At 41.0% G+C, this 14,428-nt stretch carries 16 protein-coding genes; 10 read left to right on the top strand and 6 right to left on the bottom strand.

The features are described 5' to 3' along the window. Positions 1-7: 7 nt before the first annotated feature. The 8 genes from ureB (at position 8) to ACNQGS_RS06740 (ending at position 5,675) form a co-directional block, all read left to right on the top strand. A complete protein-coding gene (gene ureB / locus ACNQGS_RS06775; RefSeq protein ID WP_491486670.1) occupies positions 8-337 on the top strand; it encodes an urease subunit beta in 330 nt (109 codons plus the stop codon). Beyond that, entirely contained in the window at positions 334-2,046 is a 1,713-nt protein-coding gene (gene ureC / locus ACNQGS_RS06770) for an urease subunit alpha (protein ID WP_491486669.1), read from the top strand. Before ureB ends, ureC begins: the two co-directional genes overlap by 4 nt. A gap of 11 nt (positions 2,047-2,057) precedes the next feature. Next, on the top strand, positions 2,058-2,516 hold the full coding sequence (gene ureE / locus ACNQGS_RS06765) for an urease accessory protein UreE (RefSeq protein WP_491486668.1): 459 nt from the start codon (positions 2,058-2,060) through the stop codon (positions 2,514-2,516). After that, positions 2,506-3,192: an urease accessory protein UreF gene (locus ACNQGS_RS06760; protein WP_491486667.1), complete on the top strand. Its 687-nt coding sequence runs from the start codon at positions 2,506-2,508 to the stop codon at positions 3,190-3,192. The genes ureE and ACNQGS_RS06760 overlap by 11 nt, the downstream gene beginning before the upstream one ends. Positions 3,193-3,214: 22 nt before the next feature. Continuing rightward, positions 3,215-3,826 (top strand): urease accessory protein UreG, encoded by a 612-nt coding sequence (gene ureG, locus ACNQGS_RS06755; protein ID WP_423799635.1) that lies wholly within the window; start codon positions 3,215-3,217, stop codon positions 3,824-3,826. 2 nt (positions 3,827-3,828) lie between these two features. Beyond that, positions 3,829-4,653: an urease accessory protein UreD gene (locus ACNQGS_RS06750; protein ID WP_491486666.1), complete on the top strand. Its 825-nt coding sequence runs from the start codon at positions 3,829-3,831 to the stop codon at positions 4,651-4,653. 74 nt (positions 4,654-4,727) lie between these two features. After that, positions 4,728-5,399 carry an urease accessory protein UreH domain-containing protein gene (locus tag ACNQGS_RS06745; RefSeq protein WP_491486665.1) on the top strand — a complete coding sequence of 224 codons (672 nt, stop codon included), beginning with the start codon at positions 4,728-4,730 and terminating at the stop codon, positions 5,397-5,399. Positions 5,400-5,459: 60 nt separating this feature from the next. Continuing rightward, the gene (locus ACNQGS_RS06740) at positions 5,460-5,675 is read left to right on the top strand and encodes a hypothetical protein (RefSeq protein ID WP_491486664.1); all 216 of its coding nucleotides are present in this window, start codon (positions 5,460-5,462) and stop codon (positions 5,673-5,675) included. Positions 5,676-5,716: 41 nt separating this feature from the next. Here the strand turns inward: ACNQGS_RS06740 and ACNQGS_RS06735 are convergent, their stop codons facing one another. Then, complete coding sequence (locus ACNQGS_RS06735) at positions 5,717-6,634, bottom strand: urea transporter (protein ID WP_491486663.1); 918 nt, start codon at positions 6,632-6,634, stop codon at positions 5,717-5,719. A gap of 359 nt (positions 6,635-6,993) precedes the next feature. Here ACNQGS_RS06735 and ACNQGS_RS06730 point away from each other — a divergent pair, with 359 nt between their 5' ends. Then, positions 6,994-8,469, top strand: a complete 1,476-nt coding sequence (locus ACNQGS_RS06730) for an alanine/glycine:cation symporter family protein (RefSeq protein WP_491486662.1) — start codon at positions 6,994-6,996, stop codon at positions 8,467-8,469. Between the two features lie 64 nt (positions 8,470-8,533). Here the strand turns inward: ACNQGS_RS06730 and ACNQGS_RS06725 are convergent, their stop codons facing one another. Together ACNQGS_RS06725 and ACNQGS_RS06720 are read right to left on the bottom strand one after the other, a co-directional pair. After that, positions 8,534-9,898 (bottom strand): sensor histidine kinase, encoded by a 1,365-nt coding sequence (locus ACNQGS_RS06725; protein WP_491486661.1) that lies wholly within the window; start codon positions 9,896-9,898, stop codon positions 8,534-8,536. Further along, positions 9,895-10,599: a response regulator transcription factor gene (locus ACNQGS_RS06720; protein ID WP_491486660.1), complete on the bottom strand. Its 705-nt coding sequence runs from the start codon at positions 10,597-10,599 to the stop codon at positions 9,895-9,897. Before ACNQGS_RS06720 ends, ACNQGS_RS06725 begins: the two co-directional genes overlap by 4 nt. A 207-nt stretch (positions 10,600-10,806) precedes the next feature. Here ACNQGS_RS06720 and ACNQGS_RS06715 point away from each other — a divergent pair, with 207 nt between their 5' ends. Further along, on the top strand, positions 10,807-11,541 hold the full coding sequence (locus ACNQGS_RS06715; protein ID WP_491486659.1) for an urease accessory protein UreH domain-containing protein: 735 nt from the start codon (positions 10,807-10,809) through the stop codon (positions 11,539-11,541). A gap of 573 nt (positions 11,542-12,114) precedes the next feature. Here the strand turns inward: ACNQGS_RS06715 and ACNQGS_RS06710 are convergent. From ACNQGS_RS06710 to ACNQGS_RS06700, 3 genes are all read right to left on the bottom strand, one after another. Beyond that, entirely contained in the window at positions 12,115-12,861 is a 747-nt protein-coding gene (locus tag ACNQGS_RS06710) for an amino acid ABC transporter ATP-binding protein (protein WP_491486658.1), read from the bottom strand. Positions 12,862-12,879: 18 nt separating this feature from the next. Beyond that, positions 12,880-13,539 (bottom strand): amino acid ABC transporter permease, encoded by a 660-nt coding sequence (locus tag ACNQGS_RS06705; RefSeq protein ID WP_491486657.1) that lies wholly within the window; start codon positions 13,537-13,539, stop codon positions 12,880-12,882. A 69-nt stretch (positions 13,540-13,608) separates the two neighbouring features. Further along, positions 13,609-14,394 (bottom strand): amino acid ABC transporter substrate-binding protein, encoded by a 786-nt coding sequence (locus ACNQGS_RS06700; protein ID WP_491486656.1) that lies wholly within the window; start codon positions 14,392-14,394, stop codon positions 13,609-13,611. Positions 14,395-14,428: the final 34 nt, after the last annotated feature.

The following is a 14,428-nucleotide window of genomic DNA, read 5'->3' as shown; positions in this document are numbered from 1 at the left end:
TAACCAAATGGAATGGGAACCAGGTCAGTTATTTTTAAAAGAGGAACCTATCATCTGCAATGAGGGTCGTGAAATACACAGGGTTAGAGTAACTAATACAGGAGACCGGCCGGTCCAAATCGGTTCGCACTATCATTTCTTTGAAGTAAATGAAGCCCTGAAGTTTAATAGAGATGACGCTTTTGGAAAACGGCTAAATATTCCTGCCGGGGCAGCAGTTCGTTTCGAACCAGGTGATGAAAAAGAAGTAGAATTGGTTTGCTTTGGAGGGGAACAAAAGGTTTATGGATTTAATAATAAAACTGATGGGTCTGTTGAAAGTGGGTGTGGAAAATGAGTTTTGAAATGCCGCGCAAGCAATATGCCCAGATGTTTGGGCCAACTACTGGAGATTCGATTCGTCTAGCGGATACCAATTTAATCATCCAAATTGAAAAGGATTATACTACCTATGGTGAAGAGGTTGTCTTTGGGGGCGGAAAGGTCATCCGCGATGGAATGGGACAGCATCCGCTTGTCACCCGCGGCGATGGGATACCTGATGTCGTGATAACTAATGTAGTTATATTAGATTACACCGGAATTTTTAAAGCAGATCTAGCGATTCGTGACGGGAAAATTTCCGGAATCGGAAAAGCGGGAAATCCACTGGTGATGGATGGGGTAGATATCGTCATCGGGGCTTCTACTGAAATCATTGCCGGTGAAGGAATGATTGTGACAGCAGGCGGCATTGACACACACGTCCATTTTATTAATCCAGAACAGGTCCCTGTTGCCCTTTCAGCGGGGCTAACTACTTTAATTGGCGGTGGCACAGGTCCATCTGCAGGTTCAAGGGCGACAACGGTTACACCGGGCGAATGGAATATCCATCGCATGCTTGAGGCAGTCGAGGGCCTGCCGATCAATGTTGGTTTGACCGGAAAAGGCCAAGCAGCAACCGAAGAACCGCTGGCTGAACAAGTACGGGCCGGTGTAATTGGACTTAAGGTTCACGAAGACTGGGGTGCTACACCTTCAGCCCTTGACCATGCTTTGCAGGTAGCGGATCAATATGATGTGCAAGTGGCACTTCACGCGGACACCTTAAATGAAGCAGGTTTTGTTGAAAATACGATGGCGGCGATTAAAGATCGTGTGATTCACATGTATCATACGGAAGGCGCCGGAGGCGGGCATGCACCTGATTTGATTAAATCAGCAAGCTTTATGAATGTCCTGCCGTCTTCCACAAATCCGACGCTTCCATATACCATCAATACAATTGATGAGCATCTTGACATGCTGATGGTTTGCCACCATTTGAATCCTTCCGTACCGGAAGATATTGCCTTTGCCGATTCCAGGATTAGAAAGGAAACGATTGCTGCTGAAGATATCCTGCAGGATATGGGGGTTTTTAGCATGACCAGTTCCGATGCCCAGGCAATGGGCCGGGTTGGCGAGGTGGTCACCCGGACTTGGCAGGTAGCCGACAAGATGAAACTGCAAAGAGGCTCTTTGCAAGGGGACAACAAACTATCTGATAATAACCGGGCCAAGCGTTATATTGCAAAATATACGATTAACCCAGCGATTACCCATGGGATTGCAGATTATGTCGGGTCGATTGAAGTAGGGAAAATCGCTGACCTTGTCATTTGGTCACCCGCATTCTTCGGGGTGAAACCGGAATTGGTAATAAAAAGCGGCTTCATTGTCATGGGGATGATGGGGGATGCCAATGCTTCTATTCCAACACCGCAGCCGGTAGTTTGCCGGCCGATGTATGCTGCCACTGGTAAGGCATTGGCGAAGAGCTCGATTACATTTGTGTCGCAGGCGGCTTATGAAGGTAAAGTTCATGAAAAGCTTGGCTTAGAAAAAATTATTCTGCCTGTCCACGGAATCCGGAAGCTAACCAAAAAAGACATGAAGCTCAACTCTGAAACACCTGAGCTTTCCGTAGATCCGCAAACATATGAGGTAAGAGTGAACGGGGAGCATATCACATGTGAGCCAGCTGAAAAATTACCGATGGCCCAAAGATATTTCCTATTTTGAGGTGAAAAAGCATGTTAATTGAACGAATTGAAGCCAATATTGAAAATATGGAAAAGGAAGAAATCTTCAGACGCCATATTGAAAAAGTATACCTTGAAAGTGATCATCTCGTGAAACGTGTCCAGCGAGTTAAAACGGACCACGGCCGGGAAATCGGCATTCGCCTGAAGGACCCACGTGACCTTGTGGCCGGAGATGTGTTGTTTATGGATGAAAAAAATATGATTGTCGTTGACGTAATCGCTGATGATTTAATCGTCATTAGTCCCCGTAATTTGAAAGAAATGGGGACCATCGCGCATCAATTGGGTAATAGGCACCTTCCAGCCCAATTTGAGGGTGATGAGATGATGGTGCAATACGATTATCTTGTAGAAGACCTGCTAAAGGAGCTGGAGATTCCCTATAAACGGGAAAATCGAAAAGTGAAGCAGGCGTTTCGCCATATTGGTCATAGTCATGGAGAGTAAATTATTAGCACTGTTTCAGCTTTGTGATTCCAATTTTCCAACAGGAGCTTTTAGTCATTCCTACGGTTTGGAAAGCTATATCCAAGAGAATACGGTTCATAATTCTGAAACCTTTTCACAATGGCTGCAGGTTTATATTGACGAGCAGCTCATCTATTCAGATGGGCTTGCAAGTCTCCTTGTATATCAGGCATTGGAAGAGGATGATCTTGCTCGGGTCTGGAAGCTGGATCGATTATTGACTGTCCAAAATTTGCCGCGGGAAACGCGGGAGGGCAGCCAAAGAATGGGTGAGCGGATGTTAGAGCTTGTTCAGTCTTTATATGATGCACCTGTTCTAGCAATTTATAGAAAAAGGATTAGCGCAAAGCAATCGTTTGGTCATCCTGCGATTGTCTTTACGATGGCAGCCCACTATCTTGGTGTACCAAAACCAACAACTGTTTTATTTTACCTCTATTCAGTTGTATCCAGCATTGTTCAAAATGCCGTACGGGGGATTCCATTAGGGCAGACGGCAGGTCAGAGAATCCTTCATGATATTCAGCCTGTTTTAATAGCAGCTGTTGAAAAAATAGGTCAGATGGATGAAGAGGACTTTGGCATTGTCTCGCCTGGTATCGAATTATCCCAAATGAGGCATGAACGTGTGAATATACGAATTTTCATGTCATAAAAAAAGAAAGGATGTTTTCAATATGGATCCAATTAAAATCGGTGTAGGCGGCCCTGTTGGGGCAGGAAAAACGATGTTAGTGGAAAAATTAACACGTAAATTGAATGATGAAATTAGCATGGCAGTTGTGACAAATGATATCTATACAAAGGAAGATGCTAAATTTTTAATGCAAAACGGCGTACTTCCTTCTGACCGGATTATTGGCGTGGAGACCGGCGGCTGTCCGCATACGGCCATTCGTGAAGATGCTTCAATGAATTTTGCGGCAATTAACGAACTAAAAGAAAAACATCCGGATGTCGAGCTGATTTTTGTGGAAAGCGGCGGCGATAATCTGGCAGCCACCTTCAGCCCGGAATTGGTCGACTTCTCCATCTATATTATTGATGTGGCTCAAGGAGAAAAAATTCCGCGCAAGGGCGGGCAAGGAATGATTAAATCGGATTTATTTATTATCAACAAGACCGATTTAGCCCCGCATGTCGGAGCAAGGCTTGACGTCATGGAGTCAGATACAAAGGTTTTCCGCGGTGACAAACCATTTGTCTTTACCAATCTAAAAGATGATTCAGGGCTGGATCATGTGATTGATTGGTTAAAGGAAAATGCATTATTAAAAGGATTGGCCTAACCATGAAGGACTGGACAGGTGTTCTTCATCTCGAAGCAGAGGAACGGAAAGGAAAGACTGTCGCGAAAAATGTGTATTTTCAGGGCGCATTTAAAGTAATGCGCCCTATTTACCATGATAATTCCGGTCAGGCCTGCTATTATTTATTAAATCCTGGCGGCGGCTATTTGGATGGTGACCGCTATCAAATGAAGGTTTCCCTCGGTGAGAATGCCAGGATGACACTGACCACTCAAGGAGCCACAAAGATTTATAAAACACCGAAAAGGCATGCCTACCAGGAATCAGAGATTACTCTTCAGGCAGGCAGCTACCTTGAGTTTATTCCTGATCCGTTAATTGCTTATCAGAATGCGAAATATAAACAAAAAAATGTGATTCGGATGGACAAAACTGCCACTTTTCTTTATTCGGACATCATTACCCCTGGCTGGTCACCAGAAGGAGAACATTTCAGCTATGAAACAATCCAATTGTTGAATGAGATTTACATTGATGATGAACTCGTAGTTTACGACCATATAAAATTAAAACCATCCCAGCAAAATTTAAGTGGTCTCGGTTTTATGGAGGGGTATTCCCACTTGGGCTCGATGCTTGTGGTTGGGATGCAGTCCGGCAGTTCCTTGCTTGACCAGTTATATTTAGCAATTGAAATGAATACAAATGATTATAAAGTTGGACTGTCCTCACTGCCAGTCCCGGGATTTACGTTACGCGTGTTTGCGAATTCCACTCAGGTGATTGAAAAAATTTTTTCGGACATTCATCGGATGATTAGCCAGGAATGGTTTAGCAGGAAACCAAGCTTTCTTAGAAAATATTGATAGTTAACCCGGTAAACCAAAATGGCTGCCGGGTTTTTAATAGATAGATAAAAGTAAGTTGGGGAGGAAAGAAAATGGATGTTACCTTTTTTTCGGTATTGACGTTAGGGTTTATTTTGGGCATCAGGCATGCGATTGAACCGGATCATGTGATTGCAGTTTCGACGATTGCAAGCCAGAGCAAAAAGCTTTGGCATGCATCGCTTGCCGGCGTTTTTTGGGGAATTGGGCATACAGCCACACTATTTATTATTGGGATTTTGTTAATTTTAATGAAAAATGATATTCCGGAAAAATGGTCTATGACGTTGGAATTTTTGGTCGGAATTATGCTTGTATACTTAGGTATCGCGGCGATGTTATCGATTCGAAAAAAACGTACGACTAACCACCAACATGGCCACGTACATAATCCTGCGATTGTAAATCGGGGCAGATATTATAAATCCTTATTCATCGGGTTTGTTCACGGGCTTGCCGGCAGTGCGGCAATGGTGCTGCTGACGATGAGCACGGTTCATTCGGTGTGGCAGGGAGCATTATATATTATCGTGTTTGGCATAGGTACGGTCATTGGCATGTTAATTTTTACAACAATTATTGGCATTCCGTTCATTATGAGTATGAAACAAATGGTTACAAGTAAGGCCTTGATTTTAACTGCAGGCGCTGTAAGTACTGTGTTTGGGTTTTACTATATGTATAATCTAGGCATAAATGATGGTTTATTTAACCTTTGGATGTAACCTCCGCATACGTCTTTAAGTTTATGGAAAAACTCTAATTGAAAAAAGGAGGTTAAGGGCATGTTTGAAAATTTTGAAGTCAACCATTTATTTGAGGATTCAGTCCGAAAACACCCGCATTTTTCACTAAGTATTGAGGGTCAAGAGTATAAGGGAATGGTTAAAGATGATAAAATCCATTGGTATCAGCCCCACCCCAAACAAAGGTTTGAAGAAGAGCATGTAAGTGCAGTTGAATCCCAGGTCTATGATATGATGCAAGAGCATCTCGAGTAACGGCAAAAGGATGTCCAAAAAGGGCATCCTTTTAACTTTTATTAAAATCTAGGCATGACTTTTCTAGCAGCCAGAAACAGCCATGTGCATAACACGAAAGGCATGGTCAATGCCGGAAGTCCGTATGGTAAGAGCCAGGTTACAACACTGCCGGCAATGGGAACGGTTAAACAAGCAGCGATAATACCAGTTATTAGTGGATATTTGGCGTTTTCTTTAAATACAATGGCTACAGCAATCATTGTTAGTATTGCATTGTATCCGTAAAGCCCCATAAAAATCAAATGATGTTCTGCACCAAGGCCGTATGATGTTAACAAAGCCGCTGCATTCCCGATGATTGCGTAAACTCCCAATCTCCATCCTGCCCAAAACACTGCGATAAAAAGTAACACCCCGGACAAATTGTTATCCAGAAAAAAAATTTGTCCAATTCCATTCACAGCACCATCAAGCCAGTCTGTCTCCCCTTTGATATTTAACGTCCAATTAGATAAAGATTGTGGGGTGAGATTTGGGCTTATCTTAAATGAAACCAGGCGGTAAGTAGTGAGCAGCAAGAACCAGGTTAGGACAATAAATGGAAATGTAAGAACTGGTATCCCCGTTTGCCGCATGAAATGGGCCATCGCAGCTGTAAAAACGGATGCAATGGCAGCTCCAACCAATGCAATGAGAAATCGGTCATCACCGCTTAGAAATAAGGAAAGGGCCATCCCAGTGAGTACTGAATTATATCCATATAACCCCTGATTGACGCTTTCTGCATCAGCCCCGCCAATTTTTCCGATTAAAGTTCCGATAACAGCTGACAAAAGTGTGACCACCCCTAGAGAAACGGAGGCGATGGTGATTGCAGCCAGAATAATAAACCCAGAGATGGCATTTTCAATTAAAATTACTTGAGAGATTCCTTTTAAAGTAGACACCAGCAGCCATTTCAATGAGTCCTTGTTCATACTATTACCTGTATTGTCATGAATGACAACCACTCCTTTGCAGAGAATGAAAGCAGCAAATTGATTTTTTAAAGAAACCCTTAATAAAATTCCCTGAGGATTAAGAAAGTATGAGGATAAAGAAGGTAATCTTGTTAAATTAAACTTTAATTAGTCCAAATTAATCTTGAATGGTCTTTTGGGGGTTCAAAAAAACCAAAACAGTCCAAGAGTCAATAAATAAAAATATTTCAGTAAAGTCAAAATAGATAAAATATTCTATTGTAATATTATCATCAATTAATTTATAATTTTTTTATCACCTTGTTATATAACATCTTTGAGGGGAAATTTGCAGTACATAACAGAGGGGGAAAATTATGTTTGAGAAACTGGTCACAATCATTACAGGTTATTTATGGAGCCCGCCACTCATCGTCTTCATCGTTGCGGTAGGGCTGTACTTTAGTTTCCGCACCGGATTTTTGCAAATTCGTCATTTTAAAGAAATGATTCGGTTAATCTCTTCCGGTAAAAGTTCCAATGAGGGGGTATCTTCCTTTCAAGCATTGGCCATGTCATTATCAGGCCGTATAGGTGTCGGGAACATTGCTGGAACGGCAACGGGAATTGCCTTTGGAGGACCAGGTTCTGTGTTTTGGATGTGGGTGATTACCTTTATTGGTGCAGCATCCGCTTTTGTGGAATCCACACTTGCGCAAATTTACAAGGAAAAGCAGGACGGAGAGTATCGAGGCGGTCCGGCCTTCTATATTGAAAAAGGGCTTGGATGGAAATGGTTTGCGGTTATTTTTGCGATTGCCACTCTCCTTGCTATGGCTGTATTGATGCCGGGTATTCAGGCAAACTCCATCGCAGAGGGCATCAGCAATGCATTTGGCATTGACAGGACGGTTACTGGTTTAGTAGTTGTGGTCCTAATGGGTCTTATTATTTTCGGCGGGGTTAAGCGTATTGCTAGAGTCGCAGAAGTTGTCGTGCCGTTTATGGCCGGTGCATATTTATTGATTGCTATTGCCATCATTGCGGTTAATTTTGATAGAATTCCAGAAGTATTTTCCCTTATTTTTAAGAGTGCTTTCGGAGCAGAAGAAATGTTTGGCGGAATACTCGGTTCGACCATCATGTGGGGTGTAAAACGCGGTCTATATGCGAATGAAGCAGGACAAGGTACAGGTGCCCACCCCGCAGCGGCAGCAGAAGTATCACACCCGGCAAAACAAGGACTTGTACAAGCATTTTCGATCTATCTTGATGTATTCCTAGTCGTTACATCGACTGCACTTATGATTTTATTTACAAATTCGTATAATACCATTAATGAAAAAACTGGAAAAATCCTAGTTGAGCACCTCAAGGGAGTGGAGAGTGGTCCTGCTTTCACGCAAGCGGCAGTTGATACCATCCTGCCTGGATTAGGTTCAGGATTCATTGCTATCGCTTTATTCTTCTTTGCTTTTACAACCATATTTGCCTATTACTATATTGCAGAAACCAATCTTGCCTATTTAGTAAAAGGTAAAAATAGAAAATTGTCTATGACAGTTTTAAAGATTGTTCTCTTAGGTGCTACTTTCTATGGGTCCGTAAAAACAGCAGCAACCGCGTGGGCCATGGGGGATATCGGACTTGGAATAATGGTATGGTTGAACTTGCTGGCCATTCTTTTATTATTCAAACCAGCACATATTGCTTTAAAGGATTATGAAGCACAGCTGAAGCAAGGGCTGGATCCAGAGTTCAATTCAACAAAACTGGGTATCAAGAATGCAGATTTCTGGGCTGATGGTTATAAAAAGTCTGAAAAAGATGAACAGAAACGTGTAGCAAATTAAGCAAAAAAATGTATAAAGCAGGACAAGGCAGCAGGGAGGAGTACCAATTTCCTGCTGCCTTTATTTATTTCCTTAATGTTATGATAAAACAAGTGCCCTGCCCCACTTTACTTTCAACCGTAATTTCTCCGCCGTGTGCTTCCACTAATTGTTTTACAATGGCAAGGCCCAGCCCAAAGCCGCCGGTTGCCCTTGATCGGGATTTATCCACTCTATATAAACGGTCAAAAATATAAGGGAGGTCCTCTTGAGGTATGCCAACTCCCTGATCCTGAATGTTAAGCCGGATGGTTTCGTTCTCTTCCAGCACTGTGATAAAGGTTGTCGTACCCTCTTTCGAGTATTTAAGACTGTTATCGAGCAGGTTTAAGATTACTTGTTCAAACCGAACTGAGTCTATTTCTACAGACAAACTTTTCGGACAATCTACGAATAAACGAATTCCCTTATTATTAAAGGCAGGCAGCACTTTTTCATAGACCGACTTTAAAAAAATACATAATTCCACTTTTTCCTTAATAATAGAAAATGCGTTTTGGTCTAACTTCGCCAGGTCAAATAACTCCTTCAATAATTCGCTGACACGCTGGGATTCTTCCTGGATGATATTCAGGTATTGGTCCCTGTCCTTTTCATCCAGCCCCTGTCTCCTAGCGATATCAGCGTATCCGCTAATATAGGTCAGCGGCGTTCGCAGTTCGTGTGAAACACTGGCCAAAAATTCATTTCGTTCTTTTTTTAGGTGATTTAGGTCATTCGCCAATGTTTCAATGGATTGGGATAGTTCCCCTAATTCATCCCGGGAAGGCGTAGGAAGTGTGACGGAAAAATCCCCTTTACTTAATTTTTTAGTTGCTTCCGTCATTGATATTAGCGGTTTCGTTAAAACCTTTGATAAAAAGAAAATCGTAATCAGAATAAAGAAGAGAATCAATAGAGACGCCAAAAGAAAATGCTTATTCAATTGTGTAATCAGTTTTTGAACCTCAACCGTGTTCTTGAACATATAAACATATCCGGCTTTTTTTCCATGGCTATTATAAGCTGTCAGGGTTGCGATATAAGGTTCCTTTTGCCAATCATCTTCTATGATACTTCCATTTCGCGGAAGGTTAGGGATTGACTTTTTTAGTACTGCTTGAATATTGCTATCCATATTTCCAGAAGAAACTAGAACATTTCCCTTTGTATCTGTAATCACGACTTCTGTATCCGTGTGGGATTCCATTAAACCTATATGATGCAGAGTGGAGGGGTCTGCACTAATTTCTAAGACAGCACGATGACTGTTTCCCCTAGCCTGCAGTACGTGTATTTCCCGGTCCACTTGTGAATGAACTAAATTGTTATGAAGAAATCCCATCGAAAAGACTTCGATGACTAATATGCAGAAAAAGAACCATAAACCGAATTTAATGGAAATTTTCATAATTTACTCCGTTGCGATTCCGATCCCTCATTAACCCATTTATAGCCGACTCCCCATACAGTGAAAAGATGCTGATTAATCGGAAACCCGGCATTTCGTAATTTATCTCGTAGATTACGAATATGGGAATCAATGGTTCGGTCGTCGATATTGGATTCTAGGCCCCAAATAGTCGAAAGTAAATGCTCACGGGAGAATACCTTTTGTGGATTTTTTAAGAATAAACCAATTAGAGCAAATTCTTTAGGTGTGACTGAAACAGGCTGGTTTTGATATTTTAATTCAACTGAATCTTCTTTCCATTCCAATCCTTTAAAAACTAAATGTTGATCCTTGTCTTGGCCGGTTCTTCTTAAAAGTGCTTCCACTCTAGCTAATAGTTCCGCTTCGTGAAAAGGTTTGGTTATATAATCATCAGCGCCTTTTTTCAGCCCTTTCACTACGTCTGCCGTTTCACTTCGAGCCGTAAGCATGATGATTGGGACATCTGAAAACTCCCGGATTTTTTGGCAGGTTACCCAACCGTCCATTTCCGGCATCATCACATCCAAAATAACCAGGTCGGATTTCTCCCTTTTTAAAAAATTTAACGCCTGTTTACCGGATTCTGCTTTAATGCAACGGTAGCCGTTTGGTGTGAGGTAAAGGCCCAAAAGGTCAAGCATTCGAATTTCATCATCGACAAGAAGAATTGTTTTCATATTTCCACCACCTATACCATGTTTATACCATAATGATAGAAGAATAGTTCCCTGATTTTTTACAAAAAAAGCAATTTAAATTGTTCCTGTATCAAGAATATGTACTGATGACCTTTAAAAGGTTTGGATTTCGTCATTTTTTCTCCATAAAACCTGCACGTTTGTGTGTTAGACTAATTCTATTAAAATGGTATTTAAGGTGATATCATGTACAATTTATTTAGCCAAATTAGTGCAGTATTAAGTAAACCATTTTTTGAGATGGCCAATAGTTTAGAATCATGGCCGATTATTTTTGCTATAATTCTAGGGTTGGTAGGAGCCCTTGCCCCCTGCCAGCTGACAGGGAATATTAGTGCCATAACCCTTTATGGCAACCGTTCGATTCAACGGAAAATTGCCTGGAAGGATGTTTTCTTTTTTACTCTGGGGAAAATAATCGCATTTTCTCTATTAGGTGTTTTGGTTTGGCTGCTGGGAAAAGAAATAGAACAAAATCTTACCTTTGTTTTTCCATGGCTACGTAAGATTATGGGCCCATTATTAATTTTTGTGGGACTATTTATGATAGGAATCATAAAATTGAAAGGGACTTTCAATCTTTTTAAGGGAACAAAAGAGTACAAACATGAAAATCCTTTTGGATCCTTTATGCTTGGGTTTAGCTTTTCGCTTGCCTTTTGTCCGACCATGTTTATTCTGTTTTTTGTTACCTTAATGCCCGTTGTGCTTGCCAGTCCATATGGATTTATTCTTCCTCCTGTATTTGCCCTTGGTACTGCCATTCCATTATGGATTATCATTTTAATCATTTGGTATCTCGGTGGAAGCGGTGCAATCATGAAAAAAGGGAGAAAGTTTGGGGCATTCATTCAAAAAGCTGCTGGCATCATTTTGTTGCTTTTAGGAATTTTTGATACGTTAACTTATTGGTCTTTATAAAAATAAAAGCCGACCATAAGGTTTAACGGGTTTACTTTAGAGGTGCAATCATTATAAACTACACAGCAAAACGCACTTGAATTCACAATATGATTCACAGTGCGATTTTTATTGATTTATCACCATTTTAGAGAATTTTAATTGCTTAAATAAAGTTCACTTGATTTTTTTGAAACATAAGAAGTCTTATTCTTAATTGAGTAATTTGTGGTAGTAAAATAAGCGAAGATTTTTCCGTTAAATGTAGAATTGGGCTCATTCAGGCGTAAATAAGGGAAGGTTTTTCGCTTAAACAAAGCAAAATACCCAATACTGAAGTTTTTTTAGTCAATAGGGGAAATTTCTTCGCCTATTTAAGTTATTTTTAATCTTATTTATTATTTAAGGGAAATTCCTTCCCTTATTTATCAAATGAACTTATACAACTTACGGTCGCTTTAGTGAAAAAAGGCTTAGAGACATTTTCATCTCAAAGCCTTATGGACTGTGCAATATACTATGATTTGTGTTGTAAAAATTATGTTATTTACTAATACTGCTACCAAAGGGTTTCGGCTTTTACTTTTATCTAAATTATTTCAAACTGCGGTTCAAGAAAGCCTTCGTCCGTTCATGCTGCGGTTTTTCAAAAAGCTCAGCTGGATGGCCAGATTCAACAATCTCCCCGTTATCCATAAAAATAACACGGTTGGCTACCTCTTTGGCAAAGCCCATTTCATGGGTTACGACAATCATCGTCATGTGTTCTTTGGCTAGTTCCTTCATTACCTGCAGAACCTCTCCTGTTAACTCCGGGTCCAAAGCAGAAGTCGGTTCATCAAACAGCAGTATATCAGGATTCATCATCAGAGCACGCGCGATGGCTACCCTTTGTTTTTGTCCGCCTGATAAGTTAGCTGGGTAGGCATTCGAGTGACCGGCAAGGCCAATTTTTTGCAGTATTTCTGCGCTCTGCTGTTGGATAGTGGCGAAAGACTCCTTTTTTACCAATCTAGGGGCAAGCTCCAGGTTTTCCTTAACCGTTAAGTGTGGAAAAAGGTTAAAGTGCTGGAAGACCATACCCATCTTGGCGGTAATATTCTTGATATCGGCAGGTCTAGAATAGACGCCATCCTTCACCAAATAATCTCCGGAAACACGGATGCTTCCTCCGTCAATTGTTTCAAGCTGTACCAGGCTGCGAAGCATCGTACTTTTTCCAGAACCGGAGGGGCCGATCACCGCCACTACATCATTTTTATTTACATCAAAGGTAATTTGTTTTAGTACATCTAAATTGCCATAGGACTTTTTTAGATTCGACACTTCGATTATTGCCATATCTGTTCAGCCCCTTTCTTATGCAAATTTGAACCGCTTCTCAAACCATTTAAAGAACATCGTTAAGATTAACGTCATAATTAAATAAATAATACCGGCCACAAGGAAAGGTGTAATCGTAAAATCACGGTTTACCGCTGTTTCCGCAAAGTGGAGCAATTCTGGAACAGCAACGGCATAAAGGAGAGCGGTGTCCTTAACTAGTGTCACTGATTCGTTTGCCACTGCCGGAAGAGCAATGCGGAACATCTGCGGCAAAATGACGCGTGTCAATGTTTGAAATTTATTTAAGCCAAGAACCTGGGCCGCTTCATATTGGCCTTTATCAATGGCTAATAGTCCGCCGCGAAAAATTTCCGCAAAATAGGCCGCATAGTTCAGGATAAACCCTAAACAAGCTGCAACAAAGCGATCTAACACCAAATATTCACCGATAACTGGAATCATCGGCAATCCGAAACAAATGAATAATAGCTGCAGCAAAAGCGGCGTGCCGCGCATCACATAAATATAGCCCTGGGCAATCCAGGATAACGTCTTAAAGCGGCTTCTGACTGCCAATGTCAATAAAAAGCCTAGCGGTATCGATACGACAATGGCAATTAAAAACAACAGGATGGTCATCTGTGCCCCTTCGAGCATGGGTCCAAGAATGGAGTCGATATAATCAAATGACATAGAAGGATTCCTCCAAAAACAAAACAGGGTTTCCCATGGAAATCCTGTTCCGTATAATCTTCATTATTATTATTTTAAAACTTTATCTTCGCCAAACCACTTTTCTGAAATTTTCGCGGCAGTGCCGTCTTCGTTCATTTCATCTAAGGCTTTTTGCAGTTTATCTAGAAGCTTTTCATTTCCTTTTTTTACACCGATTCCGTACTCTTCAGGAGCAAGGGATTCATCGAGAATTTTAAAGGATTCTTTTTCTTTGGACATGTAATACTTAATAACAACCTCATCAATGACAACAGCATCCAAACGGCCACTCTTTAGGTCGTTCAACGCAAGGACGTTGTCTTTGAATTCTGTTACTGTTTTGATTTTGTCTTTAATTGGATTAGCATCTAAGGCATCCGATGCAGAAGAAAGAGATTGCAAGCCAACCACTTTGCCTTCTAAATCAACTAATTTTTTTATGTTAGAATCAGAGCGAGTAACAACTACCTGGGCATTTTTTAAATAAGGCTTTGTAAAAAGTACTTTCTTTTTACGTTCATCTGTAATAGTGTAACCGTTCCAGATGAGGTCGATTCGGCCAGAGCTTAATTCGGACTCTTTTGTTTTCCAATCGATAGGCTGGAATGTAACCTTTTGACCCATTTTTTCAGCCGTTGCTTTTGCATAATCAATATCAAAACCAACAATTTCGTTCTTTTCATCGCGGAATCCCATAGGGGCAAATTTATCATCGATACCAATGACTAGCGTGTCGTCGGCCTTAGCTGCTTTTTCAGCGGAATTGGAAGAACATCCCGTTACGATGGAAAATACGGCAGCTATTGATAGAATCATAGTTGCTAAACGTTTCATTGTTATATAAACCACCTTTATATTTAATTTTTAC

The sequence above is a fragment of the Neobacillus sp. PVCKKU3 genome (assembly GCF_058323225.1).
The sequence above is the reverse complement of the archived record's forward strand: the minus strand, read 5'-3'. Positions and strand labels throughout refer to the sequence as shown.

Excerpts from the sequence above, each read along its gene's own strand:
- ACNQGS_RS06705 (WP_491486657.1), bottom strand. The coding sequence starts at position 13,539 with ATGTCATTTGATTATATCGACTCCATTCTTGGACCCATGCTCGAAGGG.
- ACNQGS_RS06745 (WP_491486665.1), top strand. The coding sequence starts at position 4,728 with ATGGATGTTACCTTTTTTTCGGTATTGACGTTAGGGTTTATTTTGGGC.
- ACNQGS_RS06700 (WP_491486656.1), bottom strand. The coding sequence starts at position 14,394 with ATGAAACGTTTAGCAACTATGATTCTATCAATAGCTGCCGTATTTTCC.
- ACNQGS_RS06740 (WP_491486664.1), top strand. The coding sequence starts at position 5,460 with ATGTTTGAAAATTTTGAAGTCAACCATTTATTTGAGGATTCAGTCCGA.
- ureB (WP_491486670.1), top strand. The coding sequence starts at position 8 with ATGGAATGGGAACCAGGTCAGTTATTTTTAAAAGAGGAACCTATCATC.
- ACNQGS_RS06730 (WP_491486662.1), top strand. The coding sequence starts at position 6,994 with ATGTTTGAGAAACTGGTCACAATCATTACAGGTTATTTATGGAGCCCG.
- ureC (WP_491486669.1), top strand. The coding sequence starts at position 334 with ATGAGTTTTGAAATGCCGCGCAAGCAATATGCCCAGATGTTTGGGCCA.
- ACNQGS_RS06710 (WP_491486658.1), bottom strand. The coding sequence starts at position 12,861 with ATGGCAATAATCGAAGTGTCGAATCTAAAAAAGTCCTATGGCAATTTA.
- ACNQGS_RS06760 (WP_491486667.1), top strand. The coding sequence starts at position 2,506 with ATGGAGAGTAAATTATTAGCACTGTTTCAGCTTTGTGATTCCAATTTT.
- ureE (WP_491486668.1), top strand. The coding sequence starts at position 2,058 with ATGTTAATTGAACGAATTGAAGCCAATATTGAAAATATGGAAAAGGAA.
- ureG (WP_423799635.1), top strand. The coding sequence starts at position 3,215 with ATGGATCCAATTAAAATCGGTGTAGGCGGCCCTGTTGGGGCAGGAAAA.
- ACNQGS_RS06720 (WP_491486660.1), bottom strand. The coding sequence starts at position 10,599 with ATGAAAACAATTCTTCTTGTCGATGATGAAATTCGAATGCTTGACCTT.
- ACNQGS_RS06750 (WP_491486666.1), top strand. The coding sequence starts at position 3,829 with ATGAAGGACTGGACAGGTGTTCTTCATCTCGAAGCAGAGGAACGGAAA.
- ACNQGS_RS06715 (WP_491486659.1), top strand. The coding sequence starts at position 10,807 with ATGTACAATTTATTTAGCCAAATTAGTGCAGTATTAAGTAAACCATTT.
- ACNQGS_RS06725 (WP_491486661.1), bottom strand. The coding sequence starts at position 9,898 with ATGAAAATTTCCATTAAATTCGGTTTATGGTTCTTTTTCTGCATATTA.
- ACNQGS_RS06735 (WP_491486663.1), bottom strand. The coding sequence starts at position 6,634 with ATGAACAAGGACTCATTGAAATGGCTGCTGGTGTCTACTTTAAAAGGA.